The 21,773-nt window shown below is 64.8% G+C and carries 20 protein-coding genes; 14 read left to right on the forward strand and 6 right to left on the reverse strand.

The window, feature by feature from the left end:
* Window positions 1-29: 29 nt before the first annotated feature.
* Window positions 30-515 carry a DUF456 domain-containing protein gene (locus tag NDY25_RS18090; protein WP_168959974.1) on the reverse strand — a complete coding sequence of 162 codons (486 nt, stop codon included), beginning with the start codon at window positions 513-515 and terminating at the stop codon, window positions 30-32.
* Window positions 516-742: 227 nt separating this feature from the next.
* Between NDY25_RS18090 and NDY25_RS18095 the strand changes: the two genes are divergently transcribed.
* The gene (locus NDY25_RS18095) at window positions 743-958 is read left to right on the forward strand and encodes a cold-shock protein (protein ID WP_003483561.1); all 216 of its coding nucleotides are present in this window, start codon (window positions 743-745) and stop codon (window positions 956-958) included.
* 88 nt (window positions 959-1,046) lie between these two features.
* Here NDY25_RS18095 and NDY25_RS18100 read toward each other — a convergent pair whose 3' ends face one another.
* Window positions 1,047-1,526, reverse strand: coding sequence for an outer membrane lipoprotein (locus NDY25_RS18100; protein WP_006451916.1), 480 nt, complete (start codon window positions 1,524-1,526; stop codon window positions 1,047-1,049).
* A 121-nt stretch (window positions 1,527-1,647) separates the two neighbouring features.
* A complete protein-coding gene (locus tag NDY25_RS18105; protein WP_168959973.1) occupies window positions 1,648-2,076 on the reverse strand; it encodes a hypothetical protein in 429 nt (142 codons plus the stop codon).
* A 76-nt stretch (window positions 2,077-2,152) separates the two neighbouring features.
* Between NDY25_RS18105 and NDY25_RS18110 the strand changes: the two genes are divergently transcribed.
* Window positions 2,153-2,989 carry a tRNA threonylcarbamoyladenosine dehydratase gene (locus tag NDY25_RS18110; RefSeq protein ID WP_168959972.1) on the forward strand — a complete coding sequence of 279 codons (837 nt, stop codon included), beginning with the start codon at window positions 2,153-2,155 and terminating at the stop codon, window positions 2,987-2,989.
* Window positions 2,990-3,025: 36 nt separating this feature from the next.
* Here the strand turns inward: NDY25_RS18110 and NDY25_RS18115 are convergent, their stop codons facing one another.
* Window positions 3,026-3,808 (reverse strand): TatD family hydrolase, encoded by a 783-nt coding sequence (locus NDY25_RS18115; RefSeq protein ID WP_168959971.1) that lies wholly within the window; start codon window positions 3,806-3,808, stop codon window positions 3,026-3,028.
* The gene (locus tag NDY25_RS18120; RefSeq protein ID WP_168959970.1) at window positions 3,808-4,023 is read right to left on the reverse strand and encodes a DUF6116 family protein; all 216 of its coding nucleotides are present in this window, start codon (window positions 4,021-4,023) and stop codon (window positions 3,808-3,810) included. The genes NDY25_RS18115 and NDY25_RS18120 overlap by 1 nt, the downstream gene beginning before the upstream one ends.
* 145 nt (window positions 4,024-4,168) lie before the next feature.
* On the opposite strand from NDY25_RS18120, the gene NDY25_RS18125 reads away from it, so the two are divergent.
* From NDY25_RS18125 to NDY25_RS18165, 9 genes are all read left to right on the forward strand, one after another.
* A complete protein-coding gene (locus NDY25_RS18125) occupies window positions 4,169-4,960 on the forward strand; it encodes a glycine zipper 2TM domain-containing protein (protein WP_168959969.1) in 792 nt (263 codons plus the stop codon).
* Window positions 4,961-5,132: 172 nt separating this feature from the next.
* Window positions 5,133-6,308, forward strand: a complete 1,176-nt coding sequence (locus tag NDY25_RS18130) for an acyl-CoA dehydrogenase family protein (RefSeq protein ID WP_180336615.1) — start codon at window positions 5,133-5,135, stop codon at window positions 6,306-6,308.
* Between the two features lie 58 nt (window positions 6,309-6,366).
* A complete protein-coding gene (locus tag NDY25_RS18135; protein WP_180336616.1) occupies window positions 6,367-8,934 on the forward strand; it encodes a DUF3857 domain-containing transglutaminase family protein in 2,568 nt (855 codons plus the stop codon).
* A gap of 266 nt (window positions 8,935-9,200) precedes the next feature.
* Complete coding sequence (locus NDY25_RS18140; protein WP_168959967.1) at window positions 9,201-9,845, forward strand: glutathione S-transferase family protein; 645 nt, start codon at window positions 9,201-9,203, stop codon at window positions 9,843-9,845.
* 40 nt (window positions 9,846-9,885) lie between these two features.
* Entirely contained in the window at window positions 9,886-11,826 is a 1,941-nt protein-coding gene (gene asnB, locus NDY25_RS18145) for an asparagine synthase (glutamine-hydrolyzing) (RefSeq protein WP_168959966.1), read from the forward strand.
* A 258-nt stretch (window positions 11,827-12,084) separates the two neighbouring features.
* The gene (locus tag NDY25_RS18150) at window positions 12,085-12,639 is read left to right on the forward strand and encodes an NADPH-dependent FMN reductase (RefSeq protein ID WP_168959965.1); all 555 of its coding nucleotides are present in this window, start codon (window positions 12,085-12,087) and stop codon (window positions 12,637-12,639) included.
* 219 nt (window positions 12,640-12,858) lie between these two features.
* Window positions 12,859-14,289 (forward strand): replicative DNA helicase, encoded by a 1,431-nt coding sequence (locus NDY25_RS18155; protein ID WP_006451927.1) that lies wholly within the window; start codon window positions 12,859-12,861, stop codon window positions 14,287-14,289.
* A 731-nt stretch (window positions 14,290-15,020) separates the two neighbouring features.
* Complete coding sequence (locus NDY25_RS18160) at window positions 15,021-16,439, forward strand: cryptochrome/photolyase family protein (protein WP_256627613.1); 1,419 nt, start codon at window positions 15,021-15,023, stop codon at window positions 16,437-16,439.
* 134 nt (window positions 16,440-16,573) lie between these two features.
* The gene (locus NDY25_RS18165) at window positions 16,574-17,299 is read left to right on the forward strand and encodes a YiaD family glycine zipper/OmpA-like lipoprotein (RefSeq protein WP_256627614.1); all 726 of its coding nucleotides are present in this window, start codon (window positions 16,574-16,576) and stop codon (window positions 17,297-17,299) included.
* A gap of 985 nt (window positions 17,300-18,284) precedes the next feature.
* On the opposite strand, the gene NDY25_RS18170 is transcribed toward NDY25_RS18165, so the two are convergent.
* Window positions 18,285-19,319: an XC_2801 family transcriptional regulator gene (locus NDY25_RS18170; protein ID WP_023903516.1), complete on the reverse strand. Its 1,035-nt coding sequence runs from the start codon at window positions 19,317-19,319 to the stop codon at window positions 18,285-18,287.
* A 129-nt stretch (window positions 19,320-19,448) separates the two neighbouring features.
* On the opposite strand from NDY25_RS18170, the gene NDY25_RS18175 reads away from it, so the two are divergent.
* From NDY25_RS18175 to NDY25_RS18185, 3 genes are read left to right on the forward strand one after another with little or no spacing between them, the layout of a single operon-like run.
* A complete protein-coding gene (locus tag NDY25_RS18175; protein ID WP_085462307.1) occupies window positions 19,449-19,676 on the forward strand; it encodes a hypothetical protein in 228 nt (75 codons plus the stop codon).
* Window positions 19,673-20,440 carry an SDR family NAD(P)-dependent oxidoreductase gene (locus tag NDY25_RS18180; RefSeq protein ID WP_168959963.1) on the forward strand — a complete coding sequence of 256 codons (768 nt, stop codon included), beginning with the start codon at window positions 19,673-19,675 and terminating at the stop codon, window positions 20,438-20,440. The genes NDY25_RS18175 and NDY25_RS18180 overlap by 4 nt, the downstream gene beginning before the upstream one ends.
* A complete protein-coding gene (locus NDY25_RS18185; protein WP_168959962.1) occupies window positions 20,437-21,627 on the forward strand; it encodes an efflux RND transporter periplasmic adaptor subunit in 1,191 nt (396 codons plus the stop codon). Before NDY25_RS18180 ends, NDY25_RS18185 begins: the two co-directional genes overlap by 4 nt.
* Window positions 21,628-21,773 lie beyond the last annotated feature (146 nt).

Below are 21,773 nucleotides of genomic sequence, written 5' to 3' on the forward strand. Positions count from 1 at the left end.
ATCGCTCGGGCCATTAGTGTTAACAGGCCCTAGAAAAACCAGGCGATCGCAAACACGCCAAGCATGCACAGGCCCAGCGCCAGCTTGCTCGCGGTGCCCAGCATGATGCCGATCCAGGTGCCGATGCCGACCTTGGTGGCCTGGTCGGATTTGCGGGTCTGCCAGTACTCGCCGATCCACGCCCCGGCAAACGGGCCGACAAACAAGCCGATCGGCATGAAGAAGATGCCAATGATCGAACCGAGCACCGATCCCCATAACGCCATCTTGCTGGCGCCGACGCGCTTTGCGCCATACACGGTGGCCAGGAAGTCGATCGCGAACGACAGCGCGGTGATCAGACCCAGGATCACCAGCGCGACCCAGCCGACGTGGACGAAGCCATCGGCCCAGGCGGCCACCAGCAACCCCACGAACACCAATGGCAGGCCCGGTAGCGCCGGCATGATGACCCCGGCCAGGCCGATCAGCACCAGCACGCCGGCCAGGATGTAATAAACGACGGTGGCGTCCATATGGTTTAGACATGTCCTGTTTCAGGCTTGACAAAAATGCGCAAGGGGTTCTTGAAAAATCGTTTTGTGCGGGTTAAGTTGCCAGCGCTGCTGTTTGCAACGGTCACCGTGAATCGTGGCCTGATGCGGCAGATCGTCCGATCCGCTACATCCTTGTACCTCGGCTCCTCCTTGCAATCACAGCGACCACCGCCAGTCCACCACAGTGTCGTAGGGAGTCAGTCGAGATGTCCAACATCGAACGCGAGAATGGTGTCGTGAAGTGGTTCAACGATGCCAAGGGTTTTGGATTCATCAGTCGCGAAAACGGCGAGGACGTGTTCGTCCATTTCCGTGCGATCCAGATCCAGGGCTTCAAGAGTCTCAAGGAAGGTCAGAAGGTCAGCTTCACCGTCGTGCAAGGGCAGAAAGGCCTGCAGGCCGATGCGGTGCAGGTGGTCTGAGCGCAGCGCAGTACTTCAAGCCACCATCCAAACAGCAGAAAGGCCCGTTGCCGGGCCTTTCTGTCATGTCACTCAGCGGGTAAGCCGATCAGCGCAGCACGACCTTGCCGTTGACCACGCGCACATAGGCGTTTTCGCGCACGCCGGCCAGATCGCGCTGGTTCACCACGATGACGCGGCCATCGTCCATGCGCACCTGCACATCGAAGCTGTCGCTGGTGACGTTGTTCTGGATCGCGTTGCCTGCCAGCGCGCCAGCGGCAGCACCGGCTACGGCCGAGACATTCTTGTTGCCCTTGCTGCCGCCTGTCTCCTTGGAGATCTGACGGCCGGCCACCGCGCCGACGATGCCGCCGAGCACTGCGCCGGTGCCGGTGGGCGCGCTGCGGGTGGGGCCGACTTCATCGATGCGGGTCACGATGCCGCAATCCACGCAGCGCGCCTGCTGCGATTGCCCCTGGTCGTAACCGCGGTCGCCGCGATAGCTGCCGTACTGAGGTTGAGAGGTGGCGCAGCCAACCAGGGTCGCAGTTGCAGCCAGGCCAATGACGAGCAATCGGGTCTTCATGAAATCTCTCCGGGGTGGTTCGAAAAGCGGTCAGGGCCGCGGCGACGTCATCCTGTGGTGGTCCAGGTGAACGGTCTGCCAACTGGATCGCTCCAGGCTTAACGAAACCCGAGCGCGTTCTTCATCGGAAGTCACGGTGGCAGGCGTCGCAGGCGTCCGACAGCGGTGTTTTGATTGCAGCAATCGCGGCGCAATCGTGCAATGGCGCGCGCTGTGCCTGATCCAATGCGGCACGCAGCGCCTGCGCATGCTCGCCAAAGCGGCGGTCTTCGCCGATGTCTGCAAATGCGGGTTCCAGTTCGTCTGCAAGCAGACGTAGCGATTGCAGTCGTGCCTGCTGTTGCGTCGGGTTGCACACCTCGCCGGCAGCGGGTTGTAAAGAGCGCAGTTGGTAGGCCATCACCTGCATCAAGCTGTCCGGTACCGGGTTGTGCCTGGCCTGCAGGGCGCGCGCCACCATCACGCTGCAGACCAGGCCGATCAACAAGCCCAGGATCAGCATGAACGTGTAGCGAGACGCTCGTGATTGGTGAGGGGGTGTGGCGGACATGGTGGCTCCACTGAAGGCGCCGGTGAAGGCGCGGGGTAAGCAAGCGCTTGTTGAGCGGCGCGCGTAAAATAGGCCGATGAAAGCACAATGGCGTGAACGCTTTGCCGGTATCGACCGGCTGTACGGAGTCGGCACGGTGGAGCGGCTGTCGGCCTGCCGTGTGGCCGTGGTGGGGATGGGCGGCGTGGGCTCGTGGGTGGTGGAGGCGCTGGCGCGTACCGGCGTCGGGCACATCCGCCTGATCGATGCCGACGACCTGTGCGTGTCCAACACCAATCGGCAATTGCCGGCATTGGCGGGCCAGTACGGACGCAACAAGGCGCGCGCGATGGCCGAGCGCTGTGTGGCGATCAATCCGGAGATTGCCGCCGATGCGGTGGAGTCGTTTCTCACCGCGGGCAATATCGAAAGCCTGCTCGGCGATGACTTCGATCTGGTGATCGATGCCTGCGACAGCTTCCGGGTGAAAGTGGAAACCATCGCCTGGTGCCGCCGGCGCAAGTTGCCCTTGCTCACGGTGGGCGCCGCTGGTGGGCGCACCGACCCCACCCTGGTGCGCGTGCGCGATGTCTCGCGCACCGAGCAAGATGCGATGCTGGCGCTGATCCGCAAGAAGCTGCGCAGCGAGTTCAATTTCCCGAAGAATCCGCAGCGCTATTTCGGCGTGCCGGCGGTGTATTCGCTGGAAAACGTCAAATACCCGCAGGCCGACGGCAGCGTGTGCGGGATCCGCCCGCAACTGGATGCCGATGCCACGCTCAAGCTGGATTGCGGGGCAGGGCTGGGCGCCGCCACGCATATCACCGGCACCTTCGCGTTTGTGGCAGTGGGCAAGGCGTTGGAGATGTTGCTCAAGCCAAAGGTGGTTGCCGCCGCTGCGTCGCCGACCGCCGAGGTGGCTGCAAGTTCGTAACGTTTGTGCATGGCGCGCTTCGGCGGCGTGCCTGCGTCAGCCGGGCAAAGCCGGGCCAGGCAACCCGAACAACTGCCGCGCGTTGGCGCTGGTCTGTGTGGCAATGCGCTCTTCCGGCTCGCCGCGCAGCTGCGCGATGCAAGCCAGCACCGTGCGCAGATACGCCGGCTCGTTGCGTTGGCCGCGAATGCCGGCGTCGGGCTGATCTGGCGCATCGGTTTCCAGCAGCAGATAGTCCAGCGGCATCGTTGCGGCCAGGCCGCGCAGGCGGTTGGCGCGCGGGTAGGTCACCGGGCCGCCCAGGCCGATCATGAAATCCAGCTTCCACAGTTGCTGCGCCTGTTCGGCGCTGCCGGCAAAGCTGTGCACCACGCCGCGCAGGCCGCCAACCGCCTTGATGCGGGCGATGACTTCTTCGGTGGCGCGGCGCGCATGCACGATCAGCGGCAGGTCGAAGCGCCTGGCCAGCTGCAATTGGCCTTCGAAGTAATCGCGCTGCAGCTGCGCATCCAGTCCCTCAAGATAGAAATCCAGCCCGCACTCGCCGATGGCGTAGGGGCGCTCGCGCTCGATCCACTCGGCCAGCAGCTCCAGATGCTCGGGACGATGCCGATCCAGAAAGATCGGATGCAGCCCATAGGCGGGGTACAGCCCCGGCGCCTGGGTGCAGACGGTGCGCAGGTCCGGCCAACTGGCGGCGGTGATCGCCGGGATCACCTGCTGCCCGACACCGGCGGCCTGCGCGCGTGCGATCACGGCGCCGCGATCGTGGTCGAACTCGCCGGCATCCAGGTGGCAGTGGCTATCGACCAGCTGCATCAATCGCGGTGGACTGGCGCGGGCAGCGGCGCCTTGCGCGTTTTCCAGTTGGCCAGCAGCAGCGTGGTCAGGCCGAACAGCATTTCGTCCAGGAACGGGATCGGGTCCGGGATCACCAGGTCCACCAGAAACAGCGCGGCCGCGAGCTTGAACAACGTGGGGTAGCGCAGCCTGCTGGCCCAGTTCAGGGCGCGCGAGGTGATTGGGTTTCGCATGCGAATGCTCCGGCTGTTAGAAGTGCATGAAGTAACCGCTAGCTGAACTTAACGACGGCATTCATGAGCGAGGGCGTTTTCGTTCAGGGTTCACGTGCTGGAATCACGCCGTCAACAACGCGGCGTGTCCGCACGGAGCTGGATCATGAAGAGCAATACGACAACTATACTGGTCGCTGCTGGTGCGTTGCTGGTCGGAGGCGTGGCCACTGCCGCCTTCATGAACAATCGCCCGTCGTCCGGCGATTTCGTCGCCAACGGCGAGCCTGCACCGCGCGGTCTGGAATACGCCGACGTGGTCAAGGTCGCACCGATCACCGAGCGCGAGCCGCAGTACGCGCAGGTCGTCAACAGCGCCGCCATCCGCGAAACCACCACCAGCTCCTCGCCGCGCGAAGTCTGCCGCGACGTGGTGGTACAGGAACGCCTGCCCGAGCGTGACGGCAATGTCGGCGGCACCGTCGCTGGCGCGGTGATCGGCGGCCTGCTGGGTAACCAGGTCGGCGGCGGCAATGGCCGCAAGCTGGCCACGGTGGCCGGTGCGGTCGGTGGCGGCATGGTCGGCAATCGTGTGGACCGCAATCATGTCGGTGGCCGCGTGGTGGATCGCACCGAGCGCCAGTGCCATACCGAAAATGCCAATTCGCAGTCCTCGCGTGTGGTCGGTTATGACGTGACCTACCGCAACGCCGACGGCACCACCGGCACCATGCGCATGGACAGCAAGCCGGGCGAGCGTATCTCGCTGGGCGATGCCGACAACGTGGTGGCCTACGACGTGACCTACCGCTACGACGGTTTCGAGAAGACCGTACGCATGAACGACAAGCCGGCCAGCGATCGTCTGCCGGTGGTCGATGGTCAGCTGGTGACCCAGACCGCTTCGACGGCCAGTGACAAGGGCGTTCGTGTGGAGACGGGCAGCACGCGTCAGTAAATCGCTGGCAGTCATCCGCCCAGGATCGCTGCGATCGCAAGAAAAGAGCCGGCAATGCCGGCTCTTTTCGTTTTCAGGCACCGCCTGCGACCACTGTATGCACGCTGGCGCGCTGAATGAGGCGGCGCAATGTTCGACCGGCAACTGGCAGATAATCGCCGCTTCTCCTGTGGTGGAAGCCAGCATGCCGGTGCGTCCTGATGATCTGTTCGATGTACGTGCACTGCTAACCGACGAGGAGCGCGCGGTGCAGGACGCGGTGGCCCGCTTCACCGACACACGGGTGTTGCCGGCGATCGGCGATGCCTTCGATGCGGGGCGCTTCCCCAGCGAATGGGTGCCGGAACTGGCAGAGCTGGGATTGCTGGGCGCCAGCCTGCCGGTGCGCGACGGTGGCGCAGGCCTGGGCGCGGTGGCCTACGGTCTGATCTGCCAGGAACTGGAGCGTGGCGACAGCGGCCTGCGCAGTTTCGTCAGCGTGCAATCGTCGCTGTGCATGTATCCCATCCACGCCTACGGCAGCGACGCGCAGCGCCAACGCTGGTTGCCGGAGATGGCGGCGGGCCGTTTGATCGGCTGCTTCGGATTGAGCGAAGCGCAGGGCGGCTCGGACCCGGCGGCGATGACCACCCGTGCGGTACGCGAGGGCGATGGCTGGCGCTTGAACGGGTCCAAGATGTGGATCACCAATGGCAGCATCGCCGGCCTTGGGATCATCTGGGCGCATACCGACGATGGCGTGTGCGGCTTTCTGGTGGAGACCAGCAGCGCCGGTTTCAGTGCGCAGGACATTGCCCACAAGATGAGCCTGCGCGCGTCGGTGACCTCGGGTTTGTTCCTGGACAATGTCTACGTGCCGGAGCAGATGCGATTGCCGAACGCGGCCGGTTTGAAGGCGCCGTTGGGTTGCCTCAACCAGGCGCGCTACGGCATCGCCTGGGGCGCGATTGGCGCGGCGGTGGCCTGCCTGCGCGAAGCATTGGCCTATTGCGGGCAGCGCATTCTGTTCGGCCGGCCGCTGGCGGCCACGCAAAGCGCGCAGATCAAACTGGCCGACATGGCCCGGCGGATTTCCACCGCGCAATTGCTGGCGCTGCAGCTGGGGCGCCTGAAAGAAGCCGGTACGCTGCGGCCGGAACAGATCTCGCTGGCAAAATGGAATAATTGCCGCATGGCGCTGGACGTGGCACGCGAGTGCCGCGATCTGCTGGGCGCGGCCGGCATCACCACCGAGCATGTGGCGATCCGGCATGCGCTGAACCTGGAATCGGTGATCACCTACGAGGGCACCGAAACCGTGCATCAGTTGGTGGTGGGGCGTGCGCTGACCGGACTCAATGCGTTCTGACAAGGAGTGGATGTTGATCAGCAAGGATGTGACGCGACGCCTGCAAGGCGTGTTCTGGATGCTGTGTGTGATCGCTGCAATCGCGATGGTCGCGCCGGTGCAGGCCAACGAGGCGCCGAACATGGCGCCGCCTCCGGCCTGGGTGGTGGCCGATGCAGTGCCCGACAAGGTGCCTGGCGCCAACGGTATGCGCTATGAGCTGGTGTCCGATCAGATCGATCTCACCGGCGCCGCGCCGCAGGCGTATCGCCGCCTCAGCTATAGCGTGCAGCGCGCCAAAAGCCTGGACGAAGCCGGGCAGATTTCCATCGATTACCAGCCGCAATACCAGCGCCTGGAACTCAATAGCCTGGATGTCTGGCGCGACGGCAAGCGCATCGACATGCGCAGCCGCGCGCACTACGCCAGGTTGCGTCGCGAGAGCGGGCTGGAACAAGGCTTGATCGATGGCGCGCTGACGCTGTCGATCACCTTGCCGGACCTGCGCGTCGGCGACCGGGTCGACTATGCCGTGACCACCACCGGCAGCAATCCGGTGTTCGGCAAGGGCTATTACGACGTGTTCGAGGCGCGCTATGGCGTGGCGCTGGGCGAGCGCAGCGTGCGCGTGCGGTATCCCGCCGCCATGCCGTTGCAGTGGCGGGTGAGCGCGCCGGGCTTCAGCCGCAACGTCAGCCGCGCCGGTGATGTGAGCACGTTGGAGATCGCCGCACGCAATATCGCCGCCGTGCAGGAAGAAAAAGACGCGCCGGACGATGTCGATGCCTATGGCTTGATCGAACTCTCCACCGCCGGCAATTGGGAAGCGGTGGCGGCATGGGCGGCGCAGCTGTATCCGCGCGCGTTCAAGGATGCGCAGGTTGCCGCCAGCATGGTGCGCAGTCTGCAACTGCGCAGCGACGACCCGCAGGGCGCGTTGTTGCGTGCGGTGGCGTTCGTGCAGGGCGAGATCCGCTACGTCGGCCTGGACATGGGCGAGAACTCGCATGCCCCGCACGCACCGGAAGTGACGCTGCGCAATCGCTATGGCGACTGCAAGGACAAGGCGACGCTGTTGATCGCGCTGCTGCAACTGGCCGGCATTCGCGCCGAACCGGTGCTGGTCAACAGCGACCAGGGTCATGGGCTGGATGCACGGCTGCCCAGCCCCTACGCGTTCGATCATGTGGTGGTGCGCGCGCATCTGCCGCAGGGCGAGGTCTGGGTGGATGCCACGCGCGATCGCGAAGACGGCGCGCTTGCCCAGCGCCGGCCATTGCCGTTCGTGCGCGGGTTGCCGGTGCTGGCCGGGCAGAGCGGATTGGTCGCAGTGCCATCGCCGATGCCGACGCTGCCGCAGATCGAAGTGAACGAGGAGGTGGAAATCTCACTGCGCAAACCGCAGCGCGTGGCGAGCTTTACCGTGGATACGCGTTATCGCCAAGGCCGCGGCGATCGCGTGTCTGCCAGCTTCGAAGACCATGGCGCAGAAACGGTTGGTGAGCACTATCTGGAGTTCATGCAGAAGTACTACACCGCGCTGACCCAGGTCGGGGTGCCCAGCATCGACGATGCCGATGCGCTCGATGTACGCACGCACGAAACCTATCGCCTGGAGTGGCCGGCAGAGGAGGGCGACGAGGTCGGCTTCCCGCTGTTTCAGCTCGGCGAGTGGATGGATGCCTTGCCGAAACAGGCGCGCAAGCGGCCATTGGCGCTGGGCGGGCCGCAACTGGCGCGGCAGACCGTACGGGTGCAGACCGATCCGGTGGTACGGGTGAAACCGGAAGAGCAGATTGTCGCCAACCCGTGGTTTCGGTTCTCGCGCACGGTCTCCATGCAAGACGGGCGCATCGTCATCGTGGGCGAATGGCAGCGGTTCACCGACCGCATTCCCGCCGATGGCGTGGCGCGCGCAGCGGCCGACATGGAGCGTGCGCGCGACCTGCTGTACTTCAATCACGATTTCAAGCCGCAGCGACGCAGGTCTGAGGCCGACTGGAGTGCGCTGCGCTATCCGGCGGCGGGGCTGCTGGTGTTGATCGTGTTGCTGCTGGCGTGCCTGGTGTGGTGGCGCAGCGGTGGCCTGGGCGGGATGGTGTTCGATCCGTACGCTACCGCGCAGCGCATGCCGCAGCATGCCGGATTGCGCTGGGGCGCCTGGAGCGTGTTTGCGCTGGCCACGCTGTTGTCGGCATGGATGGGGCTGCATGCCTTGCCGTTGTGGGCCAAGGCGCTGGGTGTCGTGGCGGTGGTGGCGATCGCTGTGCTGAGCTGCGTGTTGCTCAGGCAGGTGCTGCGCTGGATGGGGTGCGTGGCGCAGGTCGGGCGGTTGTTGCCGGCTGTGCTGGGCTGCGCCTTGCCGTGGCTGGTATGCCTGCTGGCGGCGTTGGTCGCACTCGCCGGCAATCTGGCGTTGCTGCACACCGGCGCAAGCGATCCGGCCGGCGTGGCGCAGCTGGCGATGTGCGCGCTGTTGCTGATGCTGGGCGTGCTGTGGTGGTCGGTGTGCGCGGTGCAGGCGGTGGCGGGTGCGGCCGGCTGCGGGCGTGCACGCGCATTCGGCGCAGTGGCATTGACGCTGTCGGCGCTGGGCGTGCTGATTGCGGTGCTGGGTGTGCCGGTGGCCTTGGTGGCGATGTACTGACACGTTGCGCTTGCTCCCATTGTGTCGGCGGCGGTGTGCCGAGCCGTCTGCGGCTTCGGCATGCGGCAATCGGATGCCCTGGTTACACTGCGGACGTATCGGCATGGTCTGCGTTGCGTACTCGTCAGCGCTGGCGCGCCCGCCAGTAGATGCATCGGTCCAGGTAACCGTTGTGCGGCTGTGCCGCGCAATCCGTCAGGGCTTTGCAAAGATGCGCCGGGCTGTGACACTGCCAGCCCCCTCGTTGTTGCCGCGGAGCCAGCTTGATGTCGACCGTGCGTCCCCCGTTGACCGTCCATGGCATGTCCAGTTCCGGCAACTGCTACAAGGTGCGGCTGTTGCTGGAGCAACTGGGCAGCCGCTATCACTGGGTCGAGGTCGACAGCGCTGCGGGCGAAACCCGCACGCCGGAGTATCTGGCCAAAAATCCCAACGGCAAGGTGCCGATGGTGGAGCGCGACGACGGCCGTGTGCTGACCGAATCCAATGCGATCCTGTTCTGGCTGGCCGAAGGCACGCCCTACCTGCCCACCGACGCGTGGCAGCGCGCGCAGGCCTTGAGCTGGATGTTCTTCGAGCAATACAGCCATGAGCCATACATTGCGGTGGCGTGCTTCATCCGCCTGTGGACGCCGCGCGATGCGGCGCGCCGGGCCGAACTGCCGCAGCTGCGCGCACGTGGCGAGCAGGCGCTGGCGGTGATGGAACAGCATCTGCAGCAGCACGCCTGGTTTACCGGTGGCGAGTACGGCATCGCCGATATCGCGCTGTTCGCCTACACCCATTGCGCCGAAGACGGCGGCTTCGATCTGGAACGCTGGCCGGCGATCAGCGCCTGGCTGCAGCGCGTGCAGGCCTTGCCCGGTTTCATCGCGATGCCGGCGCCTGCATCCGCCTCGGTGCCGGCATGAGCGGCGCGCGAGCGATGCACAACCTGCAGGAGCACTGACGATGTGCGGATTGGCAGGACTGCTGCTGGCGTCGCCGCGCCTGCATGGCGAACAACTCGACGCGCTGGTGCGGCCGATGGGCGCGGCCTTGCGCCATCGGGGCCCCGACGATGCCGGCACCTGGTGCGATGCACAGGCGGGCGTGGCGCTTGCGCATCAGCGGCTGAGCATTCTGGATCTGTCGCCGCTCGGCCATCAGCCGATGCGCTCGGCCGATGGCCGTTACGTGCTGGCCTACAACGGCGAGATCTACAACTTCGCGCAGCTGCGTGCGGCCTTGTCGGCGCTCGGGCATCGTTTCCGTGGCCACTCCGATACCGAAGTGCTGTTGGCCGCGGTGGTGGAGTGGGGCCTGGACGACACCCTGACCCGCTGCAACGGCATGTTCGCACTCGCCCTGTGGGACGAACGCGACACCTGCCTGTCGCTGGCGCGCGACCGCGTCGGCAAGAAGCCGCTGTACTACGGCTGGGCCGGCGACACGCTGGTGTTCGGGTCCGAACTCAAGGCGCTGTGGCAGCACCCGGATTTCGACAACGGCGTGGATCGCGATGCGCTGACCTTGCTGCTGCGGCTGGGCTACATCCCGGCGCCGGCCTGCATCCATGAGCGCACCTTCAAGCTGATGCCGGGCCGGGTGCTGCGGCTGGATGCGCAGGCGGTGGCGGCTGGCGCGGCAGCACATCGGCCGGATCAGGCGCAGCAGCCGTTCTGGAACGCGCGCGAAGCGATGCAGCGCGCCCTGGCTGCGCCGTTCACCGGCAGCGACGCGCAGGCCGAAGAACAACTCGATGCGGTGCTGCGCGATGCGGTGGCGCTGCGCATGGTGGCGGATGTGCCGGTGGGCGTATTCCTGTCCGGCGGCACCGATTCGTCGGTCGTTACCGCGATGATGCAGGCGCAGAGCAGCCAGCCGGTGCACACCTTCAGCATCGGATTCGAAGGCTCGCATCACGACGAAGCGCCGCTGGCGCGCGAAGTGGCCACGCACCTGCACACCGACCACACCGAGCTCTACGTCAGCGGTGCCGACGCACTGGCGGTGGTGCCGAGCTTGCCGGACATGTTCGACGAGCCGTTTGCCGATGCCTCGCAGGTGCCCACTGCGCTGGTCGCGCGGCTGGCGCGCGGCGGGGTGACGGTGGCGCTGTCCGGTGACGGCGGCGACGAATTGTTTTTCGGCTACGGCCGCTACCAGCGTGCGCTGCGCAATTGGCGGATGCACGGGTTGGTGCCGGGCCCGCTGCGAAAGCTGATGGCGTTGGCGGCGCGTCGCAATGGCGAATCCTCGCGCACCGGTGGTCTGGCCGCGCTGGTAGCCGAAGCCGGCGCACGCGGCATCGGCGACATTTATCGTAACCGCATTTCGCGCTGGCGCGACCCGGCCGCGGTGGTGCTGGGCGCGACCGAACCCGACAGTTTCTACAGCCTGGCCGACCCGTTGCATGGCTCCGGCACCCCGGCCGACGCGATGATGCTGGCCGACTTCGCCGCCTATCTGCCCGACGATCTGCTGTGCAAGGTGGACCGCACCACCATGGCGGTGGGCCTGGAAGCGCGCGCGCCGTTGCTGGACTGGCGCGTGGCCGAGTTCGCCTGGTCGCTGCCGCTGTCGCTCAAGTACCGCGACGGGGTCAGCAAGTACCTGCTCAAGCGCGTGCTGTGCCGCTATCTGCCCGACCCGATGGTCTACCGCGGCAAGCGCGGCTTTGGCGCGCCGGTCAGCGCGTGGCTGCGCGGCGATCTGAACGGCTGGGCCGACGATCTGCTGGCGCACGGCACGCTGGAGCGCGAGGGTGTGTTCGCTGCCGACACCGTGGCCGGGCTGTGGCGCGACTTCAACCGCGGCGAGCGCAAATGGCATACGCATCTGTGGACGGTGCTGATGTTCCAGGCCTGGCAGGCGCACTGGCGTGCGCAGCGGGCGGCGATGACGCGCTGATCTTGGTCACGTGTTGATCTTGCGCGCGGCGACCAACCGTTGCGCGGTGTGCGAGACCGCGCTGCCGTTGCCGAGTTGTTTCTGACGCTTGAAGCTGCCGCTCGGACATCAGGCCGGGTAGGGGCGTTAACGCCTTGCAGATTGAGACGCCGCCGTGTGCGTGCAGTTGCGGGTGATCGCCCGGTGCCGGGCGGCACTTCACCGGCTCTGAGCATCGCGCTGGGTAGGGTGGGGCCCTGTTTCCACGGAGCGTCCCCCATGAGCAAGATCACCATCGCCGTCCTGGTCGGCAGCCTGCGCGCAGCGTCCTACAACCGCCAGTTGGCGCGCGCGCTGGAGCATCTGGCCGGCGACAAGGCGGTGTTCGAGTATCTGGAGATCGGCGATATCCCGCTGTACAACCAGGACAACGATGCGGATTTCCCGGCTCAGGGCACCCGTTTCAAGCAGCAGGTGCGTGCCGCCGACGCGGTGTTGTTCGTGACCCCCGAATACAATCGTTCGATCCCCGGCGTGCTCAAGAATGCCATCGACACCGGCTCGCGGCCGTATGGCGATAGCGCGTTTTCCGGCAAGCCGGCGGCGGTGGTCGGCATCTCGGTCGGAGCGATCGGTACGGCGACCGCGCAGCAGCATCTGCGTAATGTGTTGTCGTATCTGAACATGCATGTGCTCGGCCAGCCGGAAGTGTTCCTGCAGTACAAGGAAGGCTTGTTCGGTCCCGATGATCAGATCGCCAACGCCGACAGCCGCGCGTTTCTGCAGGGCTTTATCGACACGTTCCTGGGCTTGATCGAGCAGCTCAAGCGCTGAGTCGCAGGTGATGTGGTCCGCCTGACGCACTGCGCCGGGCGGCCCGGCCACGCGGCCAAAGCGCAGGCGGGGCAGGGGTCGCGGCTGCTGCGACAGCCGGCGCGTAGAACGTGATGCACCGGCTGTGCACCGGTTATCCACAGAGTTGTGCATGGTCCTCGACGCCGTCGATGACTATGCTTCCTGCCCTCATCCCCCTAGCGTCAGGTCCGTTTGTCCATGTCCGCTCGTCCTGGTTTCCGTTCCAAACGCAATCGCGATCGCGACGACGACGATTACGATCGTCCCGAGCCGCGGCTGGACCAGCTGCGTGTGCCGCCGCATTCGGTGGAGGCCGAACAAGCCGTCCTCGGCGGATTGATGCTGGCGCCGGAGGCGTTTGACCGGGTCAACGACCAACTCACCGACAACGATTTCTACCGCCGCGACCACCGGCTGATCTACCGCGCGATTCGCGAGTTGAACGAGAAAGACCGCCCGTTCGATGCGGTGACGCTGGGCGAGTGGTTCGAGTCGCAAGGCAAGCTGGAGCAGGTGGCCGATGGCGCCTATCTGATCGAGCTGGCCAGCACCACGCCGTCGGCGGCCAATATCGCCGCCTATGCCGAAATCGTGCGCGACAAGGCGGTGCTGCGGCAGCTGATCGAGGTCGGCACCACCATCGTCAACGATGGCTTCCAGCCGGAAGGCCGCGAGAGCGTGGAGCTGCTGGCGTCGGCGGAAAAAGCGGTGTTCAAGATCGCCGAAGCCGGCGCGCGCGGGCGCACCGATTTCGTGGCGATGCCGGGTGCATTGAAAGATGCGTTCGAAGAGTTGCGCAACCGTTTCGAAAACGGCGGCAACATCACCGGCCTGCCGACCGGCTACACCGATTTCGATGCGATGACCGCCGGGCTGCAGCCGACCGATCTGATCATCCTGGCCGCACGTCCGGCGATGGGCAAGACCACGCTGGCGCTGAACATTGCCGAATACGCCGCGATCAAGTCCAAGAAGGGCGTTGCGGTGTTTTCGATGGAAATGTCCGCCTCGCAGCTGGCGATGCGCTTGATCTCGTCCAATGGCCGCATCAACGCGCAACGCCTGCGTACCGGTGCGCTGGAAGACGAAGACTGGGCGCGCGTGACCGGTGCGATCAAGATGCTGAAGGAAACCAAGATCTTCATCGACGACACGCCGGGCGTGTCGCCGGAAGTGCTGCGCTCCAAGTGCCGCCGGCTCAAGCGCGAGCACGATCTGGGTCTGATCGTCATCGACTATTTGCAGCTGATGTCGGTGCCTGGCAACAGCGAAAACCGCGCGACCGAAATCTCGGAGATTTCGCGTGGTCTGAAGGGACTGGCCAAGGAACTCAATGTGCCGGTGATTGCGCTGTCGCAGCTCAATCGCTCGCTGGAAACGCGTACCGACAAGCGCCCGGTGATGGCCGACTTGCGCGAATCAGGCGCAATCGAGCAGGACGCGGACATGATCGTGTTCATCTACCGCGACGATTACTACAACAAGGAAAACTCGCCGGACAAGGGTCTGGCCGAGATCATCATCGGCAAGCACCGCGGTGGTCCTACCGGCTCGTGCAAACTCAAATTCTTCGGCGAATACACCCGTTTCGACAATCTGGCGCACGATTCGGTGGGCAGTTTCGAGTAAGCGGGTCTGCGTTTAGTGTCGCTGACAGAACCGACCACGTTCACTGTAAGGCGGGTGCGGCCGGCTTTGTGGTTCCCGTCAGTCCACGACAATGTTGGCAGGCGCGATGGCCTTACCGCTTGCGGGACCGTGTGGCGGCATGGATGCCGCCACCGAGCCTCCACGGACGGATTCACGGCGTGTCCTGCAAGCGGTGAGGGCATCGCGCCCTCGACCCGCTCGGCGTGGCAACATCTTAATTGCGTTGAAGCTCAAGCTCTCGGTCGCCTTGAGAGGTGATTGAGTGGCATGGATGCGGTGGTTTTAGAGCGGATGATCTGCGAGGTCTGCTGCAGGGCCCTTGCCCGCCCACCATCGCGGGACACGCTGCAAGTACGTCCATGTAAGCTCTTCTGCGGCATCCATGCCGCATAAGGTCCCGCGACGGTGGGCGGGCAAGGACCAATCGAGATGGTCGGTGTGCATGGTTGCGAGCAGTGCATGCTGCGCGGCCGGTTGATCGATGCGGTCTGATCGGCTCCTTTCGATCCGATCGATGTCGCTGCCATTCCCGACATCACTTCATTCGTCAACGAAGCCGAGCGTGGCCAACACTTTACCGCCATCGCTAGGGCGTTCGAGAGGGTTTGTTGGCTGCTCTCAGACGGGCGAGGGGGGCTCGCCTCTGCATCGCGCCATCGTTGCACCTGCTGGCTTATGCTGCGCAGCCCTATCGTCGCTGCCGAGTTCGTATGTCCTACGCCATCGTCTGGTTCCGTCGCGATCTGCGCCTTCAGGACAACCCGGCCTTGCGCGCTGCGCTGGATGCCGGGCATGCCCCGATTCCGCTGTATATCGATGCGCCGCACGAAGAAGGCGAGTGGACGCCCGGTGCCGCGTCGCGCAGTTGGCGGCATCGCTCGATAGCGGCACTGGATGCAGCGCTGCGCGCGCTCGGCAGCGGCCTGGTGATCCGCGCTGGCGACAGCGCCCAGGTGCTGGACGAGGTGATCGCGCAGACCGGTGCAGTGGCGGTGTATTGGAACCGCAAGTACGAACGGGCCACCCAGCCGCGCGATGCGCAGATCAAGCGCAGCTTGCGCGAGCGCGGCATCGAAGTGCAGAGCTGCAATGCCGCGCTGTTGATGGAGCCGTGGCAGTTGTCGACCCAGCAGGGCGGCCCGTACAAGGTCTTCACTCCGTACTGGCGCAACGCACTCACGCAACTGCAGTTGCCCGCTGCAGTTGCTGCGCCACGCAGCCCGCCAGCGCTGCCTGCGACGTTGAAAAGCGCTGCGCTGGAGACGCTGGAGTTAGTGCCGAAACTGGACTGGGATCAAGGCTTCTGGGAGCACTGGCAACCTGGTGAGGCTGGTGCGCACGAGATGCTGGAAATTTTCATCGACGGCGCGCTGTCGGGCTATCGCGAAAACCGCGATCGGCCCGATCGGGTCGGCACCTCGCAGCTGTCGCCGCATCTGCATTTCGGCGAGATCGCGCCATGGCGGATCGCCAGCACGCTGGAAGCCAATCGCAATGCGCGCAACAGCGCAGAGATCGATGGTTACATCCGCCAGTTAGGCTGGCGCGATTTTGCCTATCACCTGCTGCATCACTTTCCCGACACCACCAACCAGAATCTCAATCCGCGCTTCGAAGGATTCGATTGGGCCAAGGTCGACCCGGTCGCGTTGCAGGCCTGGCAGCGCGGCCGCACCGGCATTCCGATTGTCGATGCCGGCATGCGTCAGCTCTGGCACACCGGCTGGATGCATAACCGTGTGCGCATGATCGTGGCGAGTCTGTTGTGCAAGCATTTGCGCATCCACTGGATCGAAGGCGCGCGCTGGTTCTGGGACACGCTGGTGGATGCGGACCTGGCCAACAACACCTTGGGCTGGCAATGGGTGGCCGGTACCGGCGCGGATGCGGCGCCGTATTTTCGCGTGTTCAATCCGGTGACGCAGGCGGAGAAATTCGATCCGCAGGCAGCCTACATCACGCGCTGGGTGCCGGAGCTGGGCAAGCTTGCGGTGAAGGAGCGTTTCGCACCGTGGTTGTCTCCGTTGTCGTTGGCGCGATTCGCGCCGGAGTACCCGCGCACGCCAATTATCGGATTGGCCGAAGGTCGCGATGCGGCGTTGGCGGCGTATGCGAAGACGCGGGGATAACCGGAACCGTTTTCCTGAATGCAGTACCTGTCGCAGGCAATCTGCGGCCGCTTTCATCATGCGCCAGTCGCGTTGGTCTGTTTATCCTCGCCGACACGATTGAGTGCCGGATGGTCCGGCCACAGGAGAACACCATGTCCCCAGCAGCCACCAAGAGTCTGGCCGTTGCCCTGGCCAGCGCCATTGCGCTGTCCGCTTGCGCCACCGGCGGCTCGTATGTGCAGCGCGACCAGTACGGCGATCAGACCCAACAGCAGAACCGCACCGGCCGCAATGCGCTGATCGGCACCGCCATTGGTGTCGCTGCAGGGTTGCTCACCGGCGACAGCGCCACCGAGCGCCGTCAGCACGCCATGGTCGGCGCCGGTATCGGCGCACCGAGCGGCGCCGCCGTGGGTCAGTACCAGGATCGTCAGGAGCGTGCGCTGCGCGAACGCACCGCCAACACCGGTATCGAAGTGCAGCGCCAGGGCGACAACATCACCTTGAACCTGCCTGACGGCATCACCTTCGACTTCGGCAAGTCGGCGTTGAAGCCGCAGTTCTACACCGCGCTCAATGGTGTGGCGTCCACGTTGCGCGAGTACAACCAGACCATGGTGGAAGTGGTCGGTCATACCGACAGCGTCGGCAGCGATGCGGTGAACCAGCGTCTGTCCGAAGAGCGTGCCGGCGCAGTTGCGCAGTATCTGACCGCGCAAGGCGTGCAGCGCGAGCGTATGGAAACGATGGGCGCCGGCAAGCGTTACCCGATCGCCGACAACAACACCGATGCCGGTCGTGCACAGAACCGTCGCGTGGAAATCCGCTTGATTCCGCTGCGCTCTGAGGGCACTGGCAACAACACGGGTATGCGTTGAGTTTGACGCAGTGGATCGTGGCGAGTCGATTGACGAAACCGTGATGTAAAAAAACAGGTCGCGAAAGCGGCCTGTTTTTTGCGCTACGGATTTTGTTGGTTAAGTGCGGCTGATCTGAGACTTGGCTGCAGGGCCCTTGCCCGCCCACCGTCGCGGGACACGCCGCAAGTACGTCCGTGTAGGCTCTTACGCGGCATCCATGCCGCGTAAGGTCCCGCAACGGTGGGCGGGCAAGGACCAGTCGAGATGGTCGGTGTGCATGTTTTCAATAAAGCAACTTGCCAACTGTCTGGCGAGGGTGCCGCGCCCTCAACCGACTCGGCTTGTGACTTAGAATTTGATTGCATCTAAACGACGCTACGAATCGACATCTCGATTGTCTTGTAGTGACTGGACAGTGCGGATAGATCACTTGCAGAGCGGCTGATCTGCGGGTTTGCTGCAGGGCCCTTGCCCGCCCACCGTCGCGGGACACGCCGCAAGTACGTCCCTGTAGGCTCTTACGCGGCATCCATGCCGCGTAAGGTCCCGCGGCGGTGGGCGGGCAAGGACCAGTCGAGAGTGTCGGTGTGCATGGTGCAAGCAATGCACGATGCATATTGTTCGGATAACGGTGAGTTCGGTCAGCTTTCCAACGCAAGCCGAGCACCAACAAGCTTTTAAGAAAGCAACCGACTAACTCTCTGGTGCGGTGTCCTCACCGATTGCGGGACCGTGTGGCGGCATGGATGCCGCCACCGAGCCTCCAGGGACGGATTTACGGCGTGTCCCGCGAGCGGTGAGGGCACCGCGCCCTCGACTGACTCGGCTTTTGATCTAAACAGTTTCGGGACCCTGTGTCGCTCAAAGGCTTGGCTCTGTATTGCTTGGATGCAACACACATCGGTATTCAACTATCGCTCGCAGACGTACCCTCATCCGCCCTTCGGGCACCTTCTCCCGGAGGGAGAAGGGTCACTCCGTTGGGTGAATGCTTGATTCGGTATCACGCGGTGACGTTTTCCAGAATGCGCTTGCCTTCGGCGCGCAATTTCGCCTCTGTGACCACCTCCACTTTCGCATCGTTATCGGCTTTCTGCGCTGCCAGACGTGCCGGGCACTGCGCCATCATGTAGTCGGCGTCGAAGTTCATCCGCGTGACCAGAAAGTCCACGAAGGCGCGCACTTTCGGCGAGACCAGACGGCCGCCGGCAAACACTGCGTTGAAGTCGACCTCCGGGCCTGTCCAACCAGCGAGCACGCGGCGTACCAGGCCAGATTGCACGAACGGTTTGGCCATTACATCGCCAGTCAATAGCAGGCCTTCGCCGCAGAGTACTGCACCGTTGAGCGCGGCCGGATCGTTGGCCACCATCAGCGGATTGACCGGGAAGTCGCGCACGTCGCTGCCATCGCTGAGCGACCAGAAAAAGCGGTTGTTGTGCACGTTGCGGTTCTTGCGCAGTGCCAGCGTGCGATGGAACTGCAGCTCGTCCGGATGCAGCGGTTCGCCATAGCGTTCGATATAGGACGGGCTGGCGAAGACCTGCGTGCGCAGGCTGCCGAGTTTGCGTGCAACCAGATTCGAATCCGGCAGCGCACCGACACGCAGCGCCAGATCGGCTTCGCCGCCGATCAGGTCCAGCTTCTCATTGCCCAGGTGCATGTCCAGCTGGATCTCCGGATATTGCGCATGGAATTCGCCCAGCAACGGTGCGATCCAGGTGATGCCCAGCGAGTAGGGCACGGTAAAGCGCAACCAGCCGCGCGGGCCTGACTGCAATTGCCCGACCGCGCTTTCGGCTTCTTCCAGTTCGCGGGCGATGCGTTGGCAATGTTCGTGATAGACCGAGCCGGCTTCGGTCAGGCCGATCCGGCGCGTGGTCCGATGCAGCAGGCGCGCGCCGAGCCGGGTTTCGAGTTCCTGCACCTTGCGACTGACGGTGGTCTTGGGCAGACCGAGCGCGTTGGCGGCGGCGATGAAACTACCTTGCTCGACTACCTTGACGAAGATCAGGGTGTCGTTGAGATCGTGGATCATGGGGGTGCCTTCCAGGGGGTCAGGAGGATTGGACCGCTTACGGGACGATTATTCCCCTAAATCAGGACTAATCAAGTCCTGCTTTGAGGCCTAACTTGTACGTCATCCCCTCCATGCAGGAGCACGGCCATGTGGTTGTGCGACGTTTTCGGTTTGTCCTCCACCTCACGCAACGCGATTGAAGGTGCCTTCGATCCAGTGATTTCGTCGGCGAAAAGCCCGCGTGCCGGTGTTTCGCGCACATTTGCAGCGTCGCCGAAGCGTCAGGCCGGCGGTGCGCCGGCCAAACGGGCTGGACTGCCGGCGCGCTGGATGCAGAGCGGAATTGTCCCGATGTCGGGAGTGAAAGTCCCATGAATGGGATGGTTCAATCCGAGACGGCTGTCATCGGCGGTGCGGGCAATGTGGGCGCCGGTATTGTCGCCGCGCTGCTCGACGCCGGCATGCGGGTGCTCGTGATTGGACGCGATGCTGCCAAGCTCGATGCGCTACGCGCGGAGCACGGCAACTCTCCTCTGTTGGACACCCTGCAAGGCTCGGTGGCCGACGACACCTCCGCGCAGGCGCTGGCGACCGAACTGGCGCAACGCCCACATCCGTTGGCGGCAGTGATCGCCAGCCTTGGCAGCCCGCTCAAGGCCGGCCGCTTGCTGGACCGCCCGGTCACCGCGTTGCGTCGGCGCCTGGAGCGCGACGTGCTGCCGCATCTGGCTGCTGCCCGCCATCTGTTGCCGCTGCTGAGCGAGGCCGATGGCGGCGGCCGCTATCTGTTGCTCGGCAGCCCGCTGCGCGCCTGGGCCGCGCATGGCGATATTTCCATCGCCGCTGCGGCCACCCGCATGCTCGCCCAGGTGCTGCACGAAGAAGCCAAGCCGCTGGGCGTGCGCGTCCACCTGCTGTCGATCGAGCAACCGGTGTGTACGCCCGGCCGTGCCAAGGATGCGTGTCCGGAATGGATCCGCGCCGTGGATGTCGGTCGCGCCGCCGTGTCGTTGATCGTCGGGCCTGGCCAGCCCGGACAACCTGTCGTGACCGTCAGTCGTCGCCTGCATGCCGCTCCGTCGGCGGACCGGCTGGCAGGTCTGCATTTCCCCATCCCCACCCGAGAGATTTCCCCATGACTACGAACGCCACCCCGTTCCGTTTTCCCTTGCGTACCGTATTGACGGGCGCCGTACTGGCGGTCGTGTTGGCCGGTTGCGGCAGCCAGGCCGCCGAGACCGGTGCACCGCCGCCGCCCAGCGTCAGCGTCGCCCCGGTGCTGACCAAGGAAATCAGCCAGTGGGACGAATTCAGCGGCCGCATCGAGCCGGTGGAAAGCGTCGAGCTGCGCCCGCGCGTGTCCGGCTATATCGACAAGGTCAACTATGTCGAAGGCGCCGAAGTGAAGAAGGGCGATGTGCTCTTCAGCATTGATGACCGCAGTTACCGTGCCGAATTCGCACGCGCCAATGCGGCGCTGGTGCGTGCCCGCACGCAGGCCAATCTGGCCCGCAGCGAAGCGGCACGTGCGCGCAAGTTGTCCGAGCAGCAGGCCATTTCGATCGAAACCTGGGAGCAGCGCCGCGCCGCTGGCGACCAGGCCGATGCCGAGGTGCTGGCCGCGCAGGCCGCAGTGGATACCGCCAAGCTCAACCTGGACTGGACCCGCGTGCGCGCACCGATCGACGGCCGCGCCGGGCGTGCGATGGTCACCGCCGGCAACCTGGTCACGGCCAGCGACAGTGCCAGCGTGCTGACCACCCTGGTATCGCTGGACAAGATGTTCGTCTACTTCGATGCCGACGAAGGCACGTTCCTGCGTTATTCGCAGATGACCCGCGATGGCGAGCGTCCGGACGCGCGTGGCGGCGAGTTGCCGGTGCGCATCGGCCTGGTCGGCGAGCAGGGTTTCCCGCATGCCGGGCGGGTGGATTTCCTGGATAACCAGGTCACCCGCAGCACCGGCACCATCCGCGTGCGCGCGGTGCTGGACAACGCGCAGCGGCAGTTCACGCCGGGCCTGTATGCCCACGTGCAATTGCTGGGCAGCGGCCAGTTCAAGGCCATGCTGGTCGACGAAAAAGCCGTGCTGACCGACCAGGACCGCAAGTACGTCTACGTGGTGGAGAAGGATGGCAAGGCGCAGCGGCGCGATGTGGAGCTCGGCCGCACTGCCGATGGTCTGCGCATCGTGCGCAAGGGACTGGCGGCCGGCGACCGCGTGGTGGTCGATGGCGTGCAGAAGATCTTCATGCCCGGCATGCCGGTCGATGCCAAGGCCGTGGCGATGGTGCCCACCTCGGACAAGCGCACTGCGTCGAAATAAATCGCGTCGATCACACCTCGCGTGCAGTCGCGTCCGCAGTGCGACTACGCAGCAGGTTCGACCGCTGCACTGATTCATCGCTGCATCGCACCCATGAGCACCGGTCTTTCTAAAAGGCCGGTTCGGGGCTGCTGTGCCGCGCCGCC

Source organism: Xanthomonas hortorum pv. pelargonii (assembly GCF_024499015.1).
In the GTDB taxonomy this organism is placed as follows: Bacteria; Pseudomonadota; Gammaproteobacteria; order Xanthomonadales; family Xanthomonadaceae; genus Xanthomonas; species Xanthomonas hortorum_B.